The organism is Paenibacillus sp. P36 (assembly GCF_045866505.1).
Classification (GTDB): Bacteria; Bacillota; Bacilli; order Paenibacillales; family NBRC-103111; genus Paenibacillus_E; species Paenibacillus_E chondroitinus.
Window position 1 is genome coordinate 4,170,425 of the sequence record NZ_AP038372.1, and the last position, 15,583, is coordinate 4,186,007.

Annotated in this window: 15 protein-coding genes; all 15 read left to right on the top strand. The window is 44.6% G+C overall.

What is annotated here, in order from left to right:
• Positions 1–9: 9 nt before the first annotated feature.
• The 15 genes from ACKTT9_RS18655 (at position 10) to ACKTT9_RS18725 (ending at position 15,531) form a co-directional block, all read left to right on the top strand.
• Positions 10–219 (top strand): hypothetical protein, encoded by a 210-nt coding sequence (locus ACKTT9_RS18655; protein ID WP_407872770.1) that lies wholly within the window; start codon positions 10–12, stop codon positions 217–219.
• A 36-nt stretch (positions 220–255) separates the two neighbouring features.
• Positions 256–1,374, top strand: coding sequence for an endospore germination permease (locus ACKTT9_RS18660; RefSeq protein ID WP_407872771.1), 1,119 nt, complete (start codon positions 256–258; stop codon positions 1,372–1,374).
• 156 nt (positions 1,375–1,530) lie between these two features.
• The gene (locus tag ACKTT9_RS18665) at positions 1,531–2,229 is read left to right on the top strand and encodes a response regulator (RefSeq protein WP_407872772.1); all 699 of its coding nucleotides are present in this window, start codon (positions 1,531–1,533) and stop codon (positions 2,227–2,229) included.
• 529 nt (positions 2,230–2,758) lie between these two features.
• A complete protein-coding gene (locus ACKTT9_RS18670; RefSeq protein ID WP_407873067.1) occupies positions 2,759–3,688 on the top strand; it encodes a sensor histidine kinase in 930 nt (309 codons plus the stop codon).
• Positions 3,685–4,866 carry a hypothetical protein gene (locus ACKTT9_RS18675; protein ID WP_407872773.1) on the top strand — a complete coding sequence of 394 codons (1,182 nt, stop codon included), beginning with the start codon at positions 3,685–3,687 and terminating at the stop codon, positions 4,864–4,866. Before ACKTT9_RS18670 ends, ACKTT9_RS18675 begins: the two co-directional genes overlap by 4 nt.
• A 145-nt stretch (positions 4,867–5,011) precedes the next feature.
• Positions 5,012–6,430 carry an ABC transporter substrate-binding protein gene (locus ACKTT9_RS18680; protein ID WP_407872774.1) on the top strand — a complete coding sequence of 473 codons (1,419 nt, stop codon included), beginning with the start codon at positions 5,012–5,014 and terminating at the stop codon, positions 6,428–6,430.
• Complete coding sequence (locus ACKTT9_RS18685; RefSeq protein ID WP_407872775.1) at positions 6,423–7,304, top strand: carbohydrate ABC transporter permease; 882 nt, start codon at positions 6,423–6,425, stop codon at positions 7,302–7,304. Before ACKTT9_RS18680 ends, ACKTT9_RS18685 begins: the two co-directional genes overlap by 8 nt.
• A 15-nt stretch (positions 7,305–7,319) precedes the next feature.
• On the top strand, positions 7,320–8,192 hold the full coding sequence (locus ACKTT9_RS18690; RefSeq protein ID WP_407872776.1) for a carbohydrate ABC transporter permease: 873 nt from the start codon (positions 7,320–7,322) through the stop codon (positions 8,190–8,192).
• 48 nt (positions 8,193–8,240) lie between these two features.
• The gene (locus ACKTT9_RS18695) at positions 8,241–9,392 is read left to right on the top strand and encodes an efflux RND transporter periplasmic adaptor subunit (RefSeq protein ID WP_407872777.1); all 1,152 of its coding nucleotides are present in this window, start codon (positions 8,241–8,243) and stop codon (positions 9,390–9,392) included.
• Positions 9,393–9,626: 234 nt separating this feature from the next.
• Positions 9,627–11,468, top strand: a complete 1,842-nt coding sequence (locus tag ACKTT9_RS18700) for a PrpR N-terminal domain-containing protein (RefSeq protein ID WP_407872778.1) — start codon at positions 9,627–9,629, stop codon at positions 11,466–11,468.
• 122 nt (positions 11,469–11,590) lie between these two features.
• Positions 11,591–12,550: a 2-keto-3-deoxygluconate permease gene (locus ACKTT9_RS18705; protein WP_407872779.1), complete on the top strand. Its 960-nt coding sequence runs from the start codon at positions 11,591–11,593 to the stop codon at positions 12,548–12,550.
• Between the two features lie 33 nt (positions 12,551–12,583).
• Positions 12,584–13,894: a four-carbon acid sugar kinase family protein gene (locus ACKTT9_RS18710; protein WP_407872780.1), complete on the top strand. Its 1,311-nt coding sequence runs from the start codon at positions 12,584–12,586 to the stop codon at positions 13,892–13,894.
• Positions 13,891–14,889, top strand: coding sequence for a 4-hydroxythreonine-4-phosphate dehydrogenase PdxA (pdxA, locus tag ACKTT9_RS18715; RefSeq protein WP_407872781.1), 999 nt, complete (start codon positions 13,891–13,893; stop codon positions 14,887–14,889). The genes ACKTT9_RS18710 and pdxA overlap by 4 nt, the downstream gene beginning before the upstream one ends.
• Positions 14,890–15,026: 137 nt before the next feature.
• Positions 15,027–15,356: a GNAT family N-acetyltransferase gene (locus ACKTT9_RS18720; protein WP_407872782.1), complete on the top strand. Its 330-nt coding sequence runs from the start codon at positions 15,027–15,029 to the stop codon at positions 15,354–15,356.
• A 22-nt stretch (positions 15,357–15,378) separates the two neighbouring features.
• A complete protein-coding gene (locus ACKTT9_RS18725; RefSeq protein ID WP_407872783.1) occupies positions 15,379–15,531 on the top strand; it encodes a GNAT family N-acetyltransferase in 153 nt (50 codons plus the stop codon).
• Positions 15,532–15,583: the final 52 nt, after the last annotated feature.

The window sequence follows — 15,583 nt, forward strand, 5'->3', positions numbered from 1 at the left end:
GGTTCAAGCATGTCCTCTTTTTTTGCTGTACTAGCTATAGCGGCGGGAACCTTCTGGTTGGAAGCTCCAGGGCTGATTCGACGAAAGCATAAACGCGAGTTGGTTATTTTCATTATCTTCCTGCTCATGGGAACCGCGCTCTATGGAGCTTTGACGCTAAAAGTAAAACTCCCGAATCCATTTTACATATTAAAATTGTTGTTTCAATGGCTTGGTTAGCAGTTAATCTGTGTTGGTAGGAGAAAGGGAGGGCACATGAACGATTATGACAATGCGAAGATATCCCAGCGCCAGTTTACAATCTTGATCATTCTGGGGATTATTGGTGATTCCATCTTAATCTTGCCAACGATCATTGCCGCCTCAGCCAAGCAGGATTCTTGGCTATCCATGATTGTAGCCACGTTCATAGGATTACTTTCGGGCTGGTTATTCGCTTCGATTGCAAATAAGCTTCAACGAAACAGCCTGTTCGTGTTCACGCGCCAGAAGCTTGGCCACTTGTTGGGAGGTTGCTTCTGTTTGCTCTTCATATTTGAATTTTTCATATGCATCTTATCTCTTTTGAGTGAGATGAGCCAATTTATGACGACTCAAATGATGCCGGAAACACCTGTTAACGCAATCATTATTGTATTTCTCGTGGTTATTATCATCGCTTACAGGTATGGGATTGAAGCATTTGCCCGTATGAGCGAGCTGTTATTTCCCATGTTCATGGTGTTGTTTCTATTTCTCATTATCTTCTTAATGCCTCAAGTCGATTTCTCCAACTTATGGCCAATTGCAGCAAAAGGGATAAGCCAGATCTGGCAGGGAACGATGCCGGCATTCACTTACGGGTTTACAGAGATGGTTATCTTACTTATGTTGGTTTCGCATGTTACAGGAAATGCGAAGTTGACCAAACCGATTATAACAGGTTTTGCTTTCGGCGGAGTCATTATGATTTTCATTGTACTGCTCTGTGTTCTCGTGCTTGGTACGAATTTAATGGAAACGAAATATTATCCAACCTACGTATTAGCACAAAAAATATCAATAGGCCACTTTTTGGAGCGGCTCGAAGCGATTCTTGCTTTTTTATGGATCATAACTGTTTTTTATAAAACACTATTGCTCTTTTTCTCACTTACTACCGGTATATCGCAGCTGCTTAATCTGAAGGAAAGTAAAATGCTGACAATCCCAATTGGCATGATTCTTCTCGTCGGCACCGTTGTCGGCACGCCTAGTATCGTCATTTACATTGATCTTTTGAAGCAATATTACGTTTGGTTTGATCTAAGTTTTTGTGTCGTCGTTCCTTTGCTACTATATGCACTGCTTCTTATAGCTGATAGAAGAAAACAAAGTCTCTCGTCATCTAAATGAAATGGTATGGAATAGAGTTGGACACATAAAGTTTACAAGTTCGTAACATGTACGTTACCTTGCAGAGGTATAATTTCACCGAGCATCACCAACTTTGCTATAGGGAATGTAAATGGCTGGCACGGGTGCCCATGGCGTAATGAACACGGAGGGCGGATGGAGAAGACCAAAATTTTGTTGATTGAGGATGAAGCAGCAATTGCCGATCTTCTGGAATATGGACTGCAAAAGGAAGGATATAGCATTCAAAAAGCAGCTACAAGTGCCGAAGGTTTAAGAAGACTGGAGCTGTTCCAACCAGATTTATTATTGCTGGACTGGATGCTGCCGGACGGGAATGGTCTGGATATTTGTAAAAAAGTTACCGCATTATATAACATTCCAATTGTCATGCTTACAGCTAAATCTGACATTACAGATAAAATTCTCGGTTTGGAATTTGGGGCTGACGATTATATCACGAAGCCTTTTGATCTTCGAGAAGTGGTTGCTAGAATAAGAACAATTTTGCGGCGGTTTGCTCAGGCGAATCGGACCATGAACGAATCACAAGAAACCATCATCCAAATTAGAGAAATTACGATTAATACAAGCGAGCGTTTGGTTCATAGAAACAATGAGCTTATTGACCTGACCCCGAAAGAATATGATCTTCTAATGACGCTCTATCAATCCAAGGGTAAAATTTTTACACGAACAGAACTGCTCGATCAGGTATGGGGTTACGATTTCGTTGGAGATACAAGAACTGTAGATACGCACATTCAACGCTTGCGTAAAAAGCTGCAACTGGGTGATCTGATTACTACCGTGTTTAGCATAGGCTACAAATTTGAGAAACAAGTGGACGGGTAACATGCTGCACACCATAAGAGGGAAGCTGCTTATCGGATTTTTTCTCATTTTTCTTATTTTCTTTGTGATTTTAAACCAGATGGTTGCAAGAAATATTGAATCCGGTAATCAAAAGATGATGACGGATTCATTAATTGGTCTGAAAAATAACAGCAATGCCTATGTGCGGCAGTCGTTTATGATCCATCATTTTGGCAATGATGAACTGTATTTCGGACAAATCGCCGAGGAGATGGCGAAAGATTTGCAGCATGATACGTCCACCAGCATCGCTATGTATTCCGTAACAGGGGAAAAGCTGTACGCAACGGACCCTGCGCTGTTTGAGGCGGCTGGAGATGATTTGAAACAAGCCTTGCTCGGCAAAACCGCCTATCGGATTACTTCTGAGAATCAGACAACATCGGTTCTGTTCGCATTCCCGGTCATCGTTGATGGAACGAAAGTAGGGATTATTCGGTTTGCCAAGGATTTCACTTTGCTCTATGAGCAGAGCACGCAAATTAGGCGAACAATTTTTGTTACCGCTATGGCTGTTTTTGCAGCAGCTTTCCTGTTCACTTATTTGCTATCTCGGCACATAACTATACCTTTAGTGAAATTGTCTACGGCTTCCACCGAAGTTATGAAAGGAAAGCTAAACACTCGACTTACGTTTAGGCGCAAGGATGAGATTGGAAAACTGGCTGCCAATTTCAATAACATGATTGAACGCATCCAGAATCAAATTGCCACCATTGAGCAAGATCGGGATCAATTGGATGAGTTGAACCAAGCGCGCAAGCGATTTTTCGATAATGTGACCCATGAACTGAAGACGCCACTTACAACTATTATGGGGTATGCCACCATTATTCGTGAGAACGGAAATCAAGATCAAGAAATGTTTGAAAAGGGGATTACCCACATTCTTGATGAGAGCAAGCGGCTGCATGAGCTGGTTTTGAAGCTGCTCGAGCAGTCGAAGGAAACCCATGTGGCGGATCGAATGACCATCGTGGATGTGGGTTTCCTCCTGAAAGATGTTAGCGAAACAATGACGATTAAGGCCAAACGATATAAGAAAACGATTCGATGCCATGCGGACAATGGTTTATTCGTAAGTGGACAGCCGGATAAACTGAGGCAGTTATTCATCAATCTTCTGGATAACGCCATCAAATATGGCTATGCCCATTCGGACATTGTGGCGAAAGCGGAACTTGCCTCCGAAACTGTGCGTTTGACGTTCATAAACCAAGGTCCCACGGTTCGTCCGGAGCATCTCAGCCGGATCTTTGAGCCGTTCTATCGGGCCGATGCGACTACGCATGAGGCAGAAAGTGCAGGCTTGGGCCTTAGTATTAGCCAAGGAATTGTAGACGAACATCAGGGCAGCATCCGCATGACAAGCCATTTGGATCAAACCAGTGTCTATATCGAGTTGCCATACCGTAGATTGGAGAGTGATCGGGAATGAGTAAACGTTGGGTCCGCATGTTTACGATGTGCTTCCTGATTACGATCTTATTGGCAGGCTGTTCGAGCAGATCACGCTCAGAAACGATTATCATCCCGGATGCAGAGGAAACATCGCAGGTCAAAGAGGAGCAAGGTGCATATGATGTCAAGACGATCTACCGTATCCTAAGTAAATCTAGTGAGCTGGGGACACCAATAGGTTGGATCCATTCCACTTCACTTCTAAGCCTCTTTGACGAAAATGAAAATACAGTTAGCATGGAACGTGTGGATGCCCCTTATGAAGAGCATCTGAAATTATTCGGCATTGGGGCCAAGTTATCTTTCATGACTTTTTCCCCTGCCAGCCAGTCAATTGCTTATGTCAAACAAGAAAATGGATCTTTTGGATTAAACATCATGACTCTGGCGGATCAGAAAGAAACTGTGATCGCTCCAATTGCGATGGAACAGTTGCGGACATTGCGATTTGGATGGTCGAATAATGGCCGTTATCTCGTTTATCTCTCGAATAAGTCCAAGAACAAGGGAACTTCTATTAACGTATACGATTTGATGGATCATAACCTGAAAACCTATTCGTTTGGTGGATGGGACGAAGCGGATATCATCGGTTCCATTCAGCTAGCGGACGATGCCCAAAGTGTAGCCATCGTCCGCTCAAGAGGAAAACAATTTTATGTGGAAATCGGCACGTGGAACGGCAGCGAAATGGTCCGGCAATATGAACATCTCGCTGCGAACGACAGCCAAGTTGAGTGGATCCACAACGACCAGATTGCGTTTATCGGACAAGAGGGGACATTGTATGCGTATGACCGACGCAATGCTGCCTTTTCCGTTCTTGTAGAAGGGGTCAATGCGTTTCGTTTATCTCCGGATCGCAAATCGATTGCCTACGCACAGGACAAGGACACCGTCTACGCAGCTTCGTTATATGGCAACAATGTACTCAACAAGACGCAACTCTTCAAAGGAGTCATACCCTCGCTTATGGCGTGGAGCCAGGATAATAGAAGGCTTCTTCTATGCGGGTGGAAACCTTACGAATGGGATAAGCCTCGAGCGGCTCCAGCCCCTGCTCCAGCTCCCGAGTCCGCTTCGCACTCCTCAGCGGCTCAAGTTGTTGAAGGCGCATCGAGATTGAATCAAAACTTAGTGATTGAATTCAAATAAAGAATCGAAGGATTTCCTTCGGTTCTTTTTTATTGCAACTCGTTGACATTTCGTTGACAAGTTGGATAAGTGACAGCAACATCCTTGGGTTACATTGATTTTATAGGCGTTATATCAAAAATCATTGAACAAGGATGGGGTAAAATTGAAAAAATCCAGATATTGGTTAGGACTTAGTTTAAGTGTTTTCATGCTGGGGTTATCAGCTTGCAGCTCGAACTCGAGCTTGAGCCCGAGCAGTCCTGGCACGGACACGGGGAAAACGGGAGAGACTTCCACTCCACAGCAAACAGGCACGAATGCAGCAAATGAGTCTAAAGGCGGTAAAGCTACGATTGTTTTTTCTACATTTTGGCCGGATGAGGAACTCAAGAAAGCTAAGAAAAGTTATGAGGCTGCGCATCCGAATATTACCATTGAGCTGCAGGATGTCGTGACAGACGATGCGCATTTGGAAGCTGAGCTGCAAAAATATGTAACCGCGACGAATACAGCCATGTTATCTGGCAAAGGACCTGATATGCTCGCCTTAGACATGCTGCCAAGTGAGAAATATGTCGGTCAACATTTGCTTGCTGATCTAAGCGGGATGTTGAAGAAAGACCTTGGATTCCAAAAGGGTGACTATTATAACAATATTCTGGAAAGCTCCCAGACTAATGGAGGACTTTTCGGAATGCCGCTATCTTTCTTCCTCAATGTATTCATCGGTGATGAAACAGTCATCAAACAAACCGGTGTTCCGATTGACGATAAAAATTGGACGTGGGAAAAGTACGCCGACACCCTCAAGCAGCTAAGTCAAAAGGGACCTAATAAAGTGCCGGCGGGCAGTGCTCCTGGAGCTGCGGCGTCAGAAGGGAAGGAAATGATGCAAATGCTGCTGGGTGAAATGGTGAAGGAAAACTATTCTCATCTGGTAAACGAGTCTTCCCGAACGGCAAGCTTCGACTCGGCAGCTTTTACGGATATGATGGAGCAGATCAAACAGATGTATGATGACGGCATTTTCGCCAGTTCTCGCGGCGGATCCTATTTCAACCCCAAAAATATCAATTCCGCCTGGGATTATCTGGTTACGATGAAGGAATCCGGTAAAGATGCGAGACTGTATGCCAAACCAAGAGCGGAAGGAACGACAGCTGGCGGATACTTTTACCCCTACAAGGTTATCGGAATCAATGAGAAATCCCCCGTCAAACAAGAGGCATGGGAATTCCTTCAGTATTTGATGTCGGGTGACATTCAACCAGCGCCAGAACGAGCCGGTTTCCCCATCAATAAAAAGGTGTATGAGAAACAAGTCCAACAGCTCTTGGCCAGCAAGACGGTCAAAACCTATGAAGAAGGTCCATTACATGGTCAATCGATTCCCGTCGATCCCGCTCAGATCCAACTGTTGAATGGCTATTTGTCGGAAGCCGTTCATCCCGTTGCGTTCCAGCCCACCAAAATTGAAGAGATCGTTCAAAAAGAAAGCGAGGCCTTCTTCAGCGGTCAGAAACCCGCTAAAGATGTAGCCAAACTTATACAAAACAAGGTGATGACCTACTTGAATGAGTAAAATCCAACTTCCGACTTGGCTTGGGAAAGAAAGTATCGCCCCTTGGATCTTCCTGGCGCCTAGCGCAGTAGGCTTCATATTGTTCTATATCATCCCGTTCGGTATGGGGATTGTGTATTCATTTACAGATGCTACGATTGGCGGATCATTTGTCGGCTTTGATAACTATAGCGCACTGCTCACCAGCAGATCGTTTCATAAAGCAGCAATGAATACCTCACTATTTACGAGTATTAGTGTGCCGCTTCTGATCTTATTTTCCTTGGTGCTCGCTATCCTCTTAAACCGGCAGCTCACCATACGTAGTTGGCTGCAGACTTCCTTTGTTTTGCCCTTGGTCGTGCCGGTAGCTTCCATCATCATGATATGGCAAATTTTCGTTGACTGGAATGGAGCCTTAAATGCATGGTTGCATAGCCACAACTGGGCTAGGATCGATTGGATGCAGTCCGACGGCTCGATAGGGGTATTGGTGATTTTATACATTTGGAAAAACGTGGGGTACGACATGATCTTATTTCTGGCCGGACTTCAAGCGATTCCTGTTTCTTATTATGAATCCGCCAGGATGGATGGGGCCAGCAGGCTGCGTCAGTTCGTTCATATCACACTGGTCTATTTGACTCCGACGATGATTTTTGTTGTGCTGATCTCGATTATCAACTCGTTTAAAGTGTTCAGAGAGACGTATTTGCTCGCCGGCGACTATCCGTATGACCGTATTTATATGCTTCAGCACTATATGAACAATATGTTCTTTTCACTGGACATTCAGAAGCTGACCGCAGGAGCTACGCTGATGGTTGGTTGTATCCTGATTCTAGTGTTCGTACTGTTAGCCGTCGAGCGACGGTTTCAATCTTTTATGGAATAGAAGGAAGTGAAAGACATGGTAAGACGGTTGACCAAGGTTATCGTCACTTTCTTGTTAGCGATGGCAGCAGGCATCTCCTTGGTTCCCATTGTACTAACCTTTACGAATTCTCTCATGACCGAAAGTGAGATTGGACTTAACTATGATTGGATCGGGAAAATGCCTGATGCGGCAGCAGGAGATAAGGATGCATTCGTTAATCTGAAATGGATTCCGGATTGGCTTAGTTTCAATCAGTATCTCGAAGTATTAGTGCGAAATCCGAAGTTTCTCCATATGTTCTGGAACTCAGTAGGGCTGGTCGTCCCCATCATCCTGGGTCAAGTCGTTGTAGCTTCTTTAGCGGCTTATGCATTTGCCAAACTTCGTTTCCTTGGAAGAGACCAATGGTTTCTCTGTTATCTGCTGACGATGTTAATGCCTTTTCAAGTAACGTTAGTACCTAATTATATTATTTTGGAAAAGCTCGGGCTGCTAAATACACAATTGGCGATTGTGCTGCCAGGCATCTTCGCGGCTTTCGGAGTCTTCATGCTGCGCCAATTTATGTTTCATATTCCAGCTGTATTGACAGAAGCGGCCAAAATGGACGGAGCCAGCCATTTCACGATCTTTGGTCGTATCATTCTTCCACTTGTAAAACCGGGGTTTGCCGCACTTATCGTTCTGTTATTCGTTGATTATTGGAATATGGTCGAGCAGCCGCTTATCTTTCTGCAGGATGTGGTCCAGCAGCCCTTATCGCTTTATTTGGCACAGATTAGCAAAGAGGCTAGAGGTGTCGTTTTCGCAGCTTCCGTGCTCTATATGAGTCCTATGGTGGTTTTATTTCTTTACGCTCAAAACCATTTCGTTGAAGGGATTCAACTTTCAGGGATTAAAGGATAAAGCGGCATCGGGTCGATTTGAGCAAAGGCAGGATCAGGAGGAAACGTTTTGGATTTTGAAATGAAAAATGGTAATAGCAAGCCCGGAAAACGCTGGCTTCATCTTGTCACTGTACTGATGATAGCCGTGTTCGTGATTTCAACGTTGCTGAGCAACACCCTCTACGGCATGACGCTTCCGAAGGTGACGACACAAAACGTTGGTCCTGGACAATTGGATCAAACTTTTAAAGGCAGTGCATTTCTAAAACCCATGGAAATAAGAGAGCTCTCAGGACAACCAGGCTGGAAGGTGAGTAAGGTACAGGTGCAAAAAGGGGAAGTTGTCCAAAAGGGACAGCTTCTTGTACAGTACAACAATGAGGAAGCTCAAAATCAGCTGCAAACCGAGCAAACGTCATTAAACAAGCTGATGTTATCCATGGAGAAGCTGGAGTATGACTATGTACAAGCGGTGCATAGCGAGGATCAAGGCAGCATTCTGGCTGCTAAAGCCGCAGTGGAAAGCGCCAAACTTGACATCACCGCCCAACAGAAGCAGATTAGTGAAATGAACGCTAAGTTGGAGGCATCTCAATCGCTGCTCGCTCCATTCGACGGGAAGGTTGCGGAAATTAACGCAAAAGTAGGGCTGGCGGCACTCACAGGCGCCGCAGATATCCTGCTTTTGAATTCACAAATGGGCTACAAAATCAGCTTGTTGGTTCCTGCTTCTATTACCGATAGTCTCACTCTAGGAGAAGCAATTGAAGTTCAACTTCATGGGCAGAATGATCAGTCTATTTCAGGTAAAGTAGCGAATATAGAGGGAGCGGAGATTGGAAATGCCTTATTAACTGAAATCAATGGCGGACAATCTGAAAAGTCTGTAGACAGCAATCAGTTGACGATAATTTTTCAAGATGCATCGCTCGCAGGGAATGAAAGGGCTCAAGTTACGCTTACTAAGAAAGGAAAGCCCGGTATGATGCTTGTTTCGAAGGCTTCCGTGCGGAGCGATGCGGCAGGCGCGTTCGTTTATACGGTCGAAGAAAGAAAAGGTCCGCTCGGCAATGCGTTCCATGCCATTCGAAGAAGCGTGAAAGTCGTAGAATCGAACGATCAAGCTGCCGCTGTTGAAGGATTGTTTCCTCAGGAACCGGTCATTGTGGAAAGCAGTGAACCGCTTTTGGATGGGAGCCGAGTTCGAGTTGTCGAGTAATTGGATGTAGATAAATGATGACATAATTAAAATTATGTAAACAAATAACCGATTTCACATGATTATGACACATGTGGAGTTGGTTATTTGTATTGTTTGAGCTATATATTGTTGCATAATCAAGTATTCAGTTAAAGAATTGGCTATAATAAAATAAAAAAGCTTATAATATTACATAAATGTTGTAATGTGCAACACTTTATTCATACTTTTCACAAAGGGGACTCATTTCGTATGCAAATCAAAGTACTGGCGATCGCTCCATACCCCGGACTAAAGGGTTTAATTGAAAATATCGCAAAAGAGGAGCCACGAATAAAGATCGATATCGAAGTTGCGGATCTTCATAATGCTCTTCCTATTGTCCACGCTGCCAAAGGAAAATATGATGTCATCTTGAGCCGTGGGGGAACCTCAACGCTTATAAAAAGTCAAGTAACAACGCCTGTGGTCGATATTCCAGTCTCCGGCTACGATATTTTGAGAGTGCTCACGTTGGTGAAAAATTCAAATAGCAAGGTAGCCATCATTGGCTTTCCTAATATTTGCCGCGGTGTCGCAGAGGTATCCAGCCTGCTCGATTATGAAATTCCCATCTATTCGGTAGATCGGGCTGATGATGTTCCTGAAGCGCTGCAAAAAGCTTTTGAAAAGGATGCCCAAATTGTGCTTGGAGACGTTGTCACTGTGAATACAGCTGAGCAAATGGGCTATAACGGCATTCTGATTACCAGCGGACGGGAGTCGGTGCTTGAAGCGCTTGAAGAGGTGAAAAGGATCTATGAATTCGTCTGGAAAGCCCAGGAGAGCGAACATTTATTTGAGCATATTCTGGAGCACCACCGGACGGGCGTCATGGCAGTCAACGAAAGCGGCGGCATTCTTTATGCCAATGAGGCAGCTGCTTCATTATTAGGTTATAACAGCGCTGTGATACGCGGGATGAATCTGGCCGGCATAGATCCGATATGGAGCCGTTATTTGGAGGAAGCTGATAAAGGTACAACGAGCGACGTAAATAAGCAAACAAAATGGTTTCAAAAAAGGCAGGTAAGCATTGAAATCATCGTGCCTTCCAAGCAAAATCGTCTAAGCTACCACTATTTCATTTATTTATATCCTTCAGAGAATCAACTGAACAGTACCGCTACTTACAATTTCCAAATAACCGACCGGATTGCTACGTTTGCCCAGGTAATGGGCTCCAGCAGTGTCATTATGCAAGCAATCAAACGTGCCAAAGCGATGGCGCAGACACGCAATCCCATTTGGATATCGGGAGAAGAGGGCAGCGGAAAGCAGTTATTCTGTCAAGCCATTCATTCCGCTAGCGAGAGCGCAGGGGACGCGCTATATATCATTCCTTGCGAGCAATTATCGGAGGAGGAGCAGGAGGCGGTTCTACTCGGAACAAACGACTATCCGGGACTGCTTTTCAAAGAATCTGTCGGAACGATTTGTCTGGAAAATATCCAGCACATTAGTCAGCGGCTGCAGCGCAAATTACTGTCTACAATGACAACAGGTACGAACGTCCGTCTCATTGTAACTACATCCCACCCGATTAAGCTGATGCTAAAAAAAGAAGAAATGGAGCCGTCTTTTGTCCTAGCCTTTATGGATATGTACATCAGCCTGCCGCCTTTGCGCGAAAGATTGGAAGATATTGATGAGATCGCCCGTGTTTTAATTGCGAATTATAACTCGCGGCATGGCAAACAAATCGTTGGTATCCGGCAGGAGGTACTGGAAGACGATCTTATGCACAAGCTCTGGCCCGGAAATATTCACCAGCTGAGGATCGTCCTTGAGAGCATGCTTGCCTGTACGAACGGTCATTATATTGGCCTGAGTGAAGCGAAAGAAGGTTGGCAAAAAGTCAAGGAATCGTTGCAAAATGAAGCAACCAGCCAACTGGCGACGATCAATTTATCTGGGAGTTGGGATGAAATTGAGCAGCGCATTCTTTTGGAAATATTAGAAAAAGAAGGTATGAACCAATCAAAAGCCGCAAAACGACTAGGAATTAATCGTTCAACCCTCTGGAGAAAGTTAAAGGACGTGTTGCAAATTTAAACGATTGACCCCGTTGTTATCGTGGAACACCTGTCTTATAATCATCACATGGGCGATAACGATTATAGGTGTTGCATATTGCAACTATATGCTCAACAAAACTTCTTAGGAGGAAGCACACCATGAGAATTAAGGCAGCCATTGATCGGATTCCCGGGGGTATGATGATTGTTCCACTCATTCTGGGGGCTATTATTACAACATTATTCCCCTCAATGGGAAAAACATTTGGATCTTTTACAGGCGCATTGATGACGGGATCTCTGCCAATTTTAGCTGTTTTCTATGTCTGTATGGGTTCAACAATCAACTTTAAAGCAACCCCTTACATTTTGAAAAAGGGTGGCACATTGCTTGGAACGAAGATTTTAACAGCAATCGTTGTAGGATTTATAGCCGCTAAGTTCTTAGGCAATGGAATGATTAGCGAAGGTTTCTTTGCAGGCATTTCGGTATTGGCTATCGTAGCGGCTATGAACGATACAAACGGCGGTTTGTACATGGCTTTAATGGGGCAATTCGGCAAGAAAGAAGATGTTGGCGCTTACTCTGTCATGAGCTTGGAATCGGGGCCATTCTTTACGATGATTTCATTAGGTATCGCAGGTTTAGCCGCATTTCCATGGCAGACTTTCGTTGGTGCGATTTTGCCATTAATCGTCGGTATGATCTTGGGGAATTTAGACAAAGAAATGCGCGAGTTTTTATCCAAAGCTGTACCTGTTTTAGTTCCCTTCTTTGCTTTTGCTTTGGGAGCAGGGTTGAATCTTCAGACGGTTTGGAAAGCCGGTTTCCTTGGCGTATTGCTTGGTATTGGTGTCGTTGCTGTGACGGGTCTTACTTTGACACTTATTGACCGCTTGATTGGCGGCAACGGCATTGCCGGTATATCAGCCGCTTCGACTGCAGGAAACGCAGCAGGTGTACCGGCGGCTGTAGCCGCGGCGAATGCTGCCTATGCTCCGCTTGTACCCTCTGCAACCGCATTGGTAGCTTCTTGCGTGATCGTGACAGCTATCCTTGTGCCAATCGTAACCGCTTGGTATGCCAAAAAAATTGGAGCTAAGAGCCAAATCAACTAAATCGTTCGAGATTTGCATGGGAGGAACTGCACCATGAAACAAATTGCCATCATTGCAGATGACTTGACCGGAGCTTCCGACTCAGGCGTTCAATTTGCAAGAAAAGGGCTGCAAACGCAAGTGTTTTTTGATATCGAGCAAGTTTCTAAATCACAACAGACGATGGAGGCAATCGTCATTGATACCGACAGCCGTTCCACTCTGCAAGAGATCGCTTATGCCAGGGTGAAAGAAGCGGCTTGTCAGATCGATCAAGCGGCTTTCCCGCATATTTATAAGAAAATGGACTCTACCCTTAGAGGAAATCTGGGCGTTGAAATCGACGCTGTAATGGACGTCATTCCTTATGACTTTGCTGTCGTTGCCCCGGCATTCCCTAAGATTGGCCGTACCACTCTACAGGGCGTACATTATCTTAACGGTGTTCCGGTTAGTGAAACCGAAATCGCCAATGACCCGAAATGTCCAGTCAAAGAATCCGATTTAGTCAAATTATTTGCTTCGCAATCCAAGCGTAAAGTCGGCCTTATTCCTTTAGAAATTCTACATGCAGGAAAAGATCAGGTGCACCTGAACATTCATTCACTCCTTGAGGCGAAAACGGAACTTATCGTTTTTGATGCTGCAACCGAAGAAGATGTCCAGCATATCGCGGAATGGGTTGCCCAAACCAGCTATAAAATACTATGGGCAGGTTCTGCTGGATTGGCTGATTTCCTGCCTGATGCTTTATCGCTTCCTGTTCGTATAAGTGATTCTGCGCCGCAATTATCAGGCGGGACGAAACCTGTGATGTTAGTCGCAGGAAGCATCTCACAGGTGACTCGCGGGCAAGTGGCTGCTTATAACAGTGATCCGCAAGTCATTGCCGTAGAATTAGATACGGTACAAGCGATTGCTTCCGAAGAAGGCTTAAAGGCTGAGATTGAACGATGTGGTAGAGAGCTTCAGGCTGCATTAAGAAACGGGTTGGATGTCTCCCTATGCGCAAGTTCATCTCCTGATCAAGTTCGATTGACGAAGTCAGCAGGTTTGCAAAGAGGATTAGACTCGACGGAAGTATCCAACCAGATCTCGCATATATTGGGTGCAATCGCCTCCGAGATTATGGAGAGTATCGAGTTGCAAGGGGTTATTTTAACAGGAGGAGATACAGCAAAGGGTGTATGTAAGCATTTGGGCGTATCTTCTATACAATTGATAAAAGAAATTGAACCAGGGATCCCGTTAGGCCTCCTTGTTCGTAATCAACCCGTATGGGCGGTTACAAAAGCGGGAGCTTTCGGGCAAGAGCATAGCTTATCCAAGGCTAAAAAAGCATTAAAGGGGGAAACATTTCAATGAATAGACCAATCATCGGTATCACGATGGGTGATGGAGCAGGTGTAGGCCCGGAAATCATCATGAAATCACTGAAAGATGCTCAAATTTATCAAACTTGCCGTCCTTTTGTCATTGGTGATGCTAAATTATTGGAGAGAGCGGATCAATTCGTTCAAACTGGACTTCGTGTACGCCGAATTGCTTCTGTGGAAGAAGCGCAGTTTGAGCACGGAATTGTGGACTGTTATGACCTAAACTTATTGCCGGCCGATCTTCCCATTGGCCAAGTATCCAAAGAAGCCGGACATGCCGCATTTATGTATTTGAAACAGGCGATTGAACTGGCTAACGCGGGAGCAATTGATGCAATTTGTACCGCTCCACTGAATAAAGAAGCGCTTCATAAGGGTGGACACATTTACCCGGGTCATACCGAAATTTTGGCGGATTTAACAGGTACTGAGGATTTCTCCATGATGCTTTCCGCTCCAAAACTGAAAGTCATCCACGTCACGACACACGTTGGTATTCTGGATGCTGTACGTATGATCAATCCGGATCGTGTCTATAAAGTCATTCGAATGGCTCACGAAACTTTGCAAAAAGCTGGCTATACGCAGCCAAAAATTGCCGTCTGCGGGATCAATCCGCATGCGGGAGAGAACGGACTTTTTGGATACGGCGAAGAAGATGAAAAAGTTGTTCCTGCTGTGAAGAAGGCGCAAGAAGAAGGCATTCAAGTCGTAGGACCTCTGCCTGCCGATACGCTATTCTTCCGCGCGACGCGGGGAGACTTCGATATCGTCGTTGCCATGTATCATGATCAAGGACATGGTCCGATCAAAGTATTAGGCCTAGAAGCCGGTGTAAATATTACAGTGGGTCTTCCAATCATTAGAACCAGCGTTGATCACGGTACGGCGTTCGATATTGCCGGCAAAGGAATTGCGGACGAGCAAAGTCTGAAAGAAGCGATTAAGCAAGCGATTGAGTTAGCTCCTAGACGCGAGCAATAAGAGTTCGGTTAATAAACCTCTGGATAAGGCCATTGTGCCGTGTTCAGAGGTTTTTTGCCGTCGGATCTTAAAAGGGTTTAATAATGAAATGAAGAATAGTAAAAGACAGGAAATTAGAAGCCAGGAGGAGTTAAGTGATGAATATAAGAGTTTTGGAGGAGTTCGATGCCAAGTTATATCAAGAATTACGATTAAAAGCTTTGAAACTCAGCCCTGAGGCTTTTGGCTCGACTTATGAAAGAGAAGTGCAATTAACGTTGGATACCTTCGTAGAGCGAATTAAACCCACGGATGGGAAATTTGTACTTGGCGCTTTTGATGAAAACGGATCGCTGGTTGGCAGTGTAAGATTTGTTCGAGATAGCGGCATGAAAAGCAGCCATAAAGGAAATGTCTATGGGATGTACGTCGCACCTGAGGCAAGTGGGCAAGGTTTAGGCAAAAAAACTAATGCTGGAACTGGTTAGAAGAGCAAGCAGTTATGACGGAATGGAGCAAATAAATTTAATCGTTCTGTCTGAGAATGTCATTGCCAAAAAATTGTACAAGTCCTTAGGTTTTGAAATCTATGGTGTTGAACATAAAGCATTGAAGTATAACGGGCAATACTTTGATGAGGATTTAATGGTTCTGTACATCTAAACGTAGAAGATGAAGCCGATGTTAGCAGATCGATTGGATGATTATATTAGAA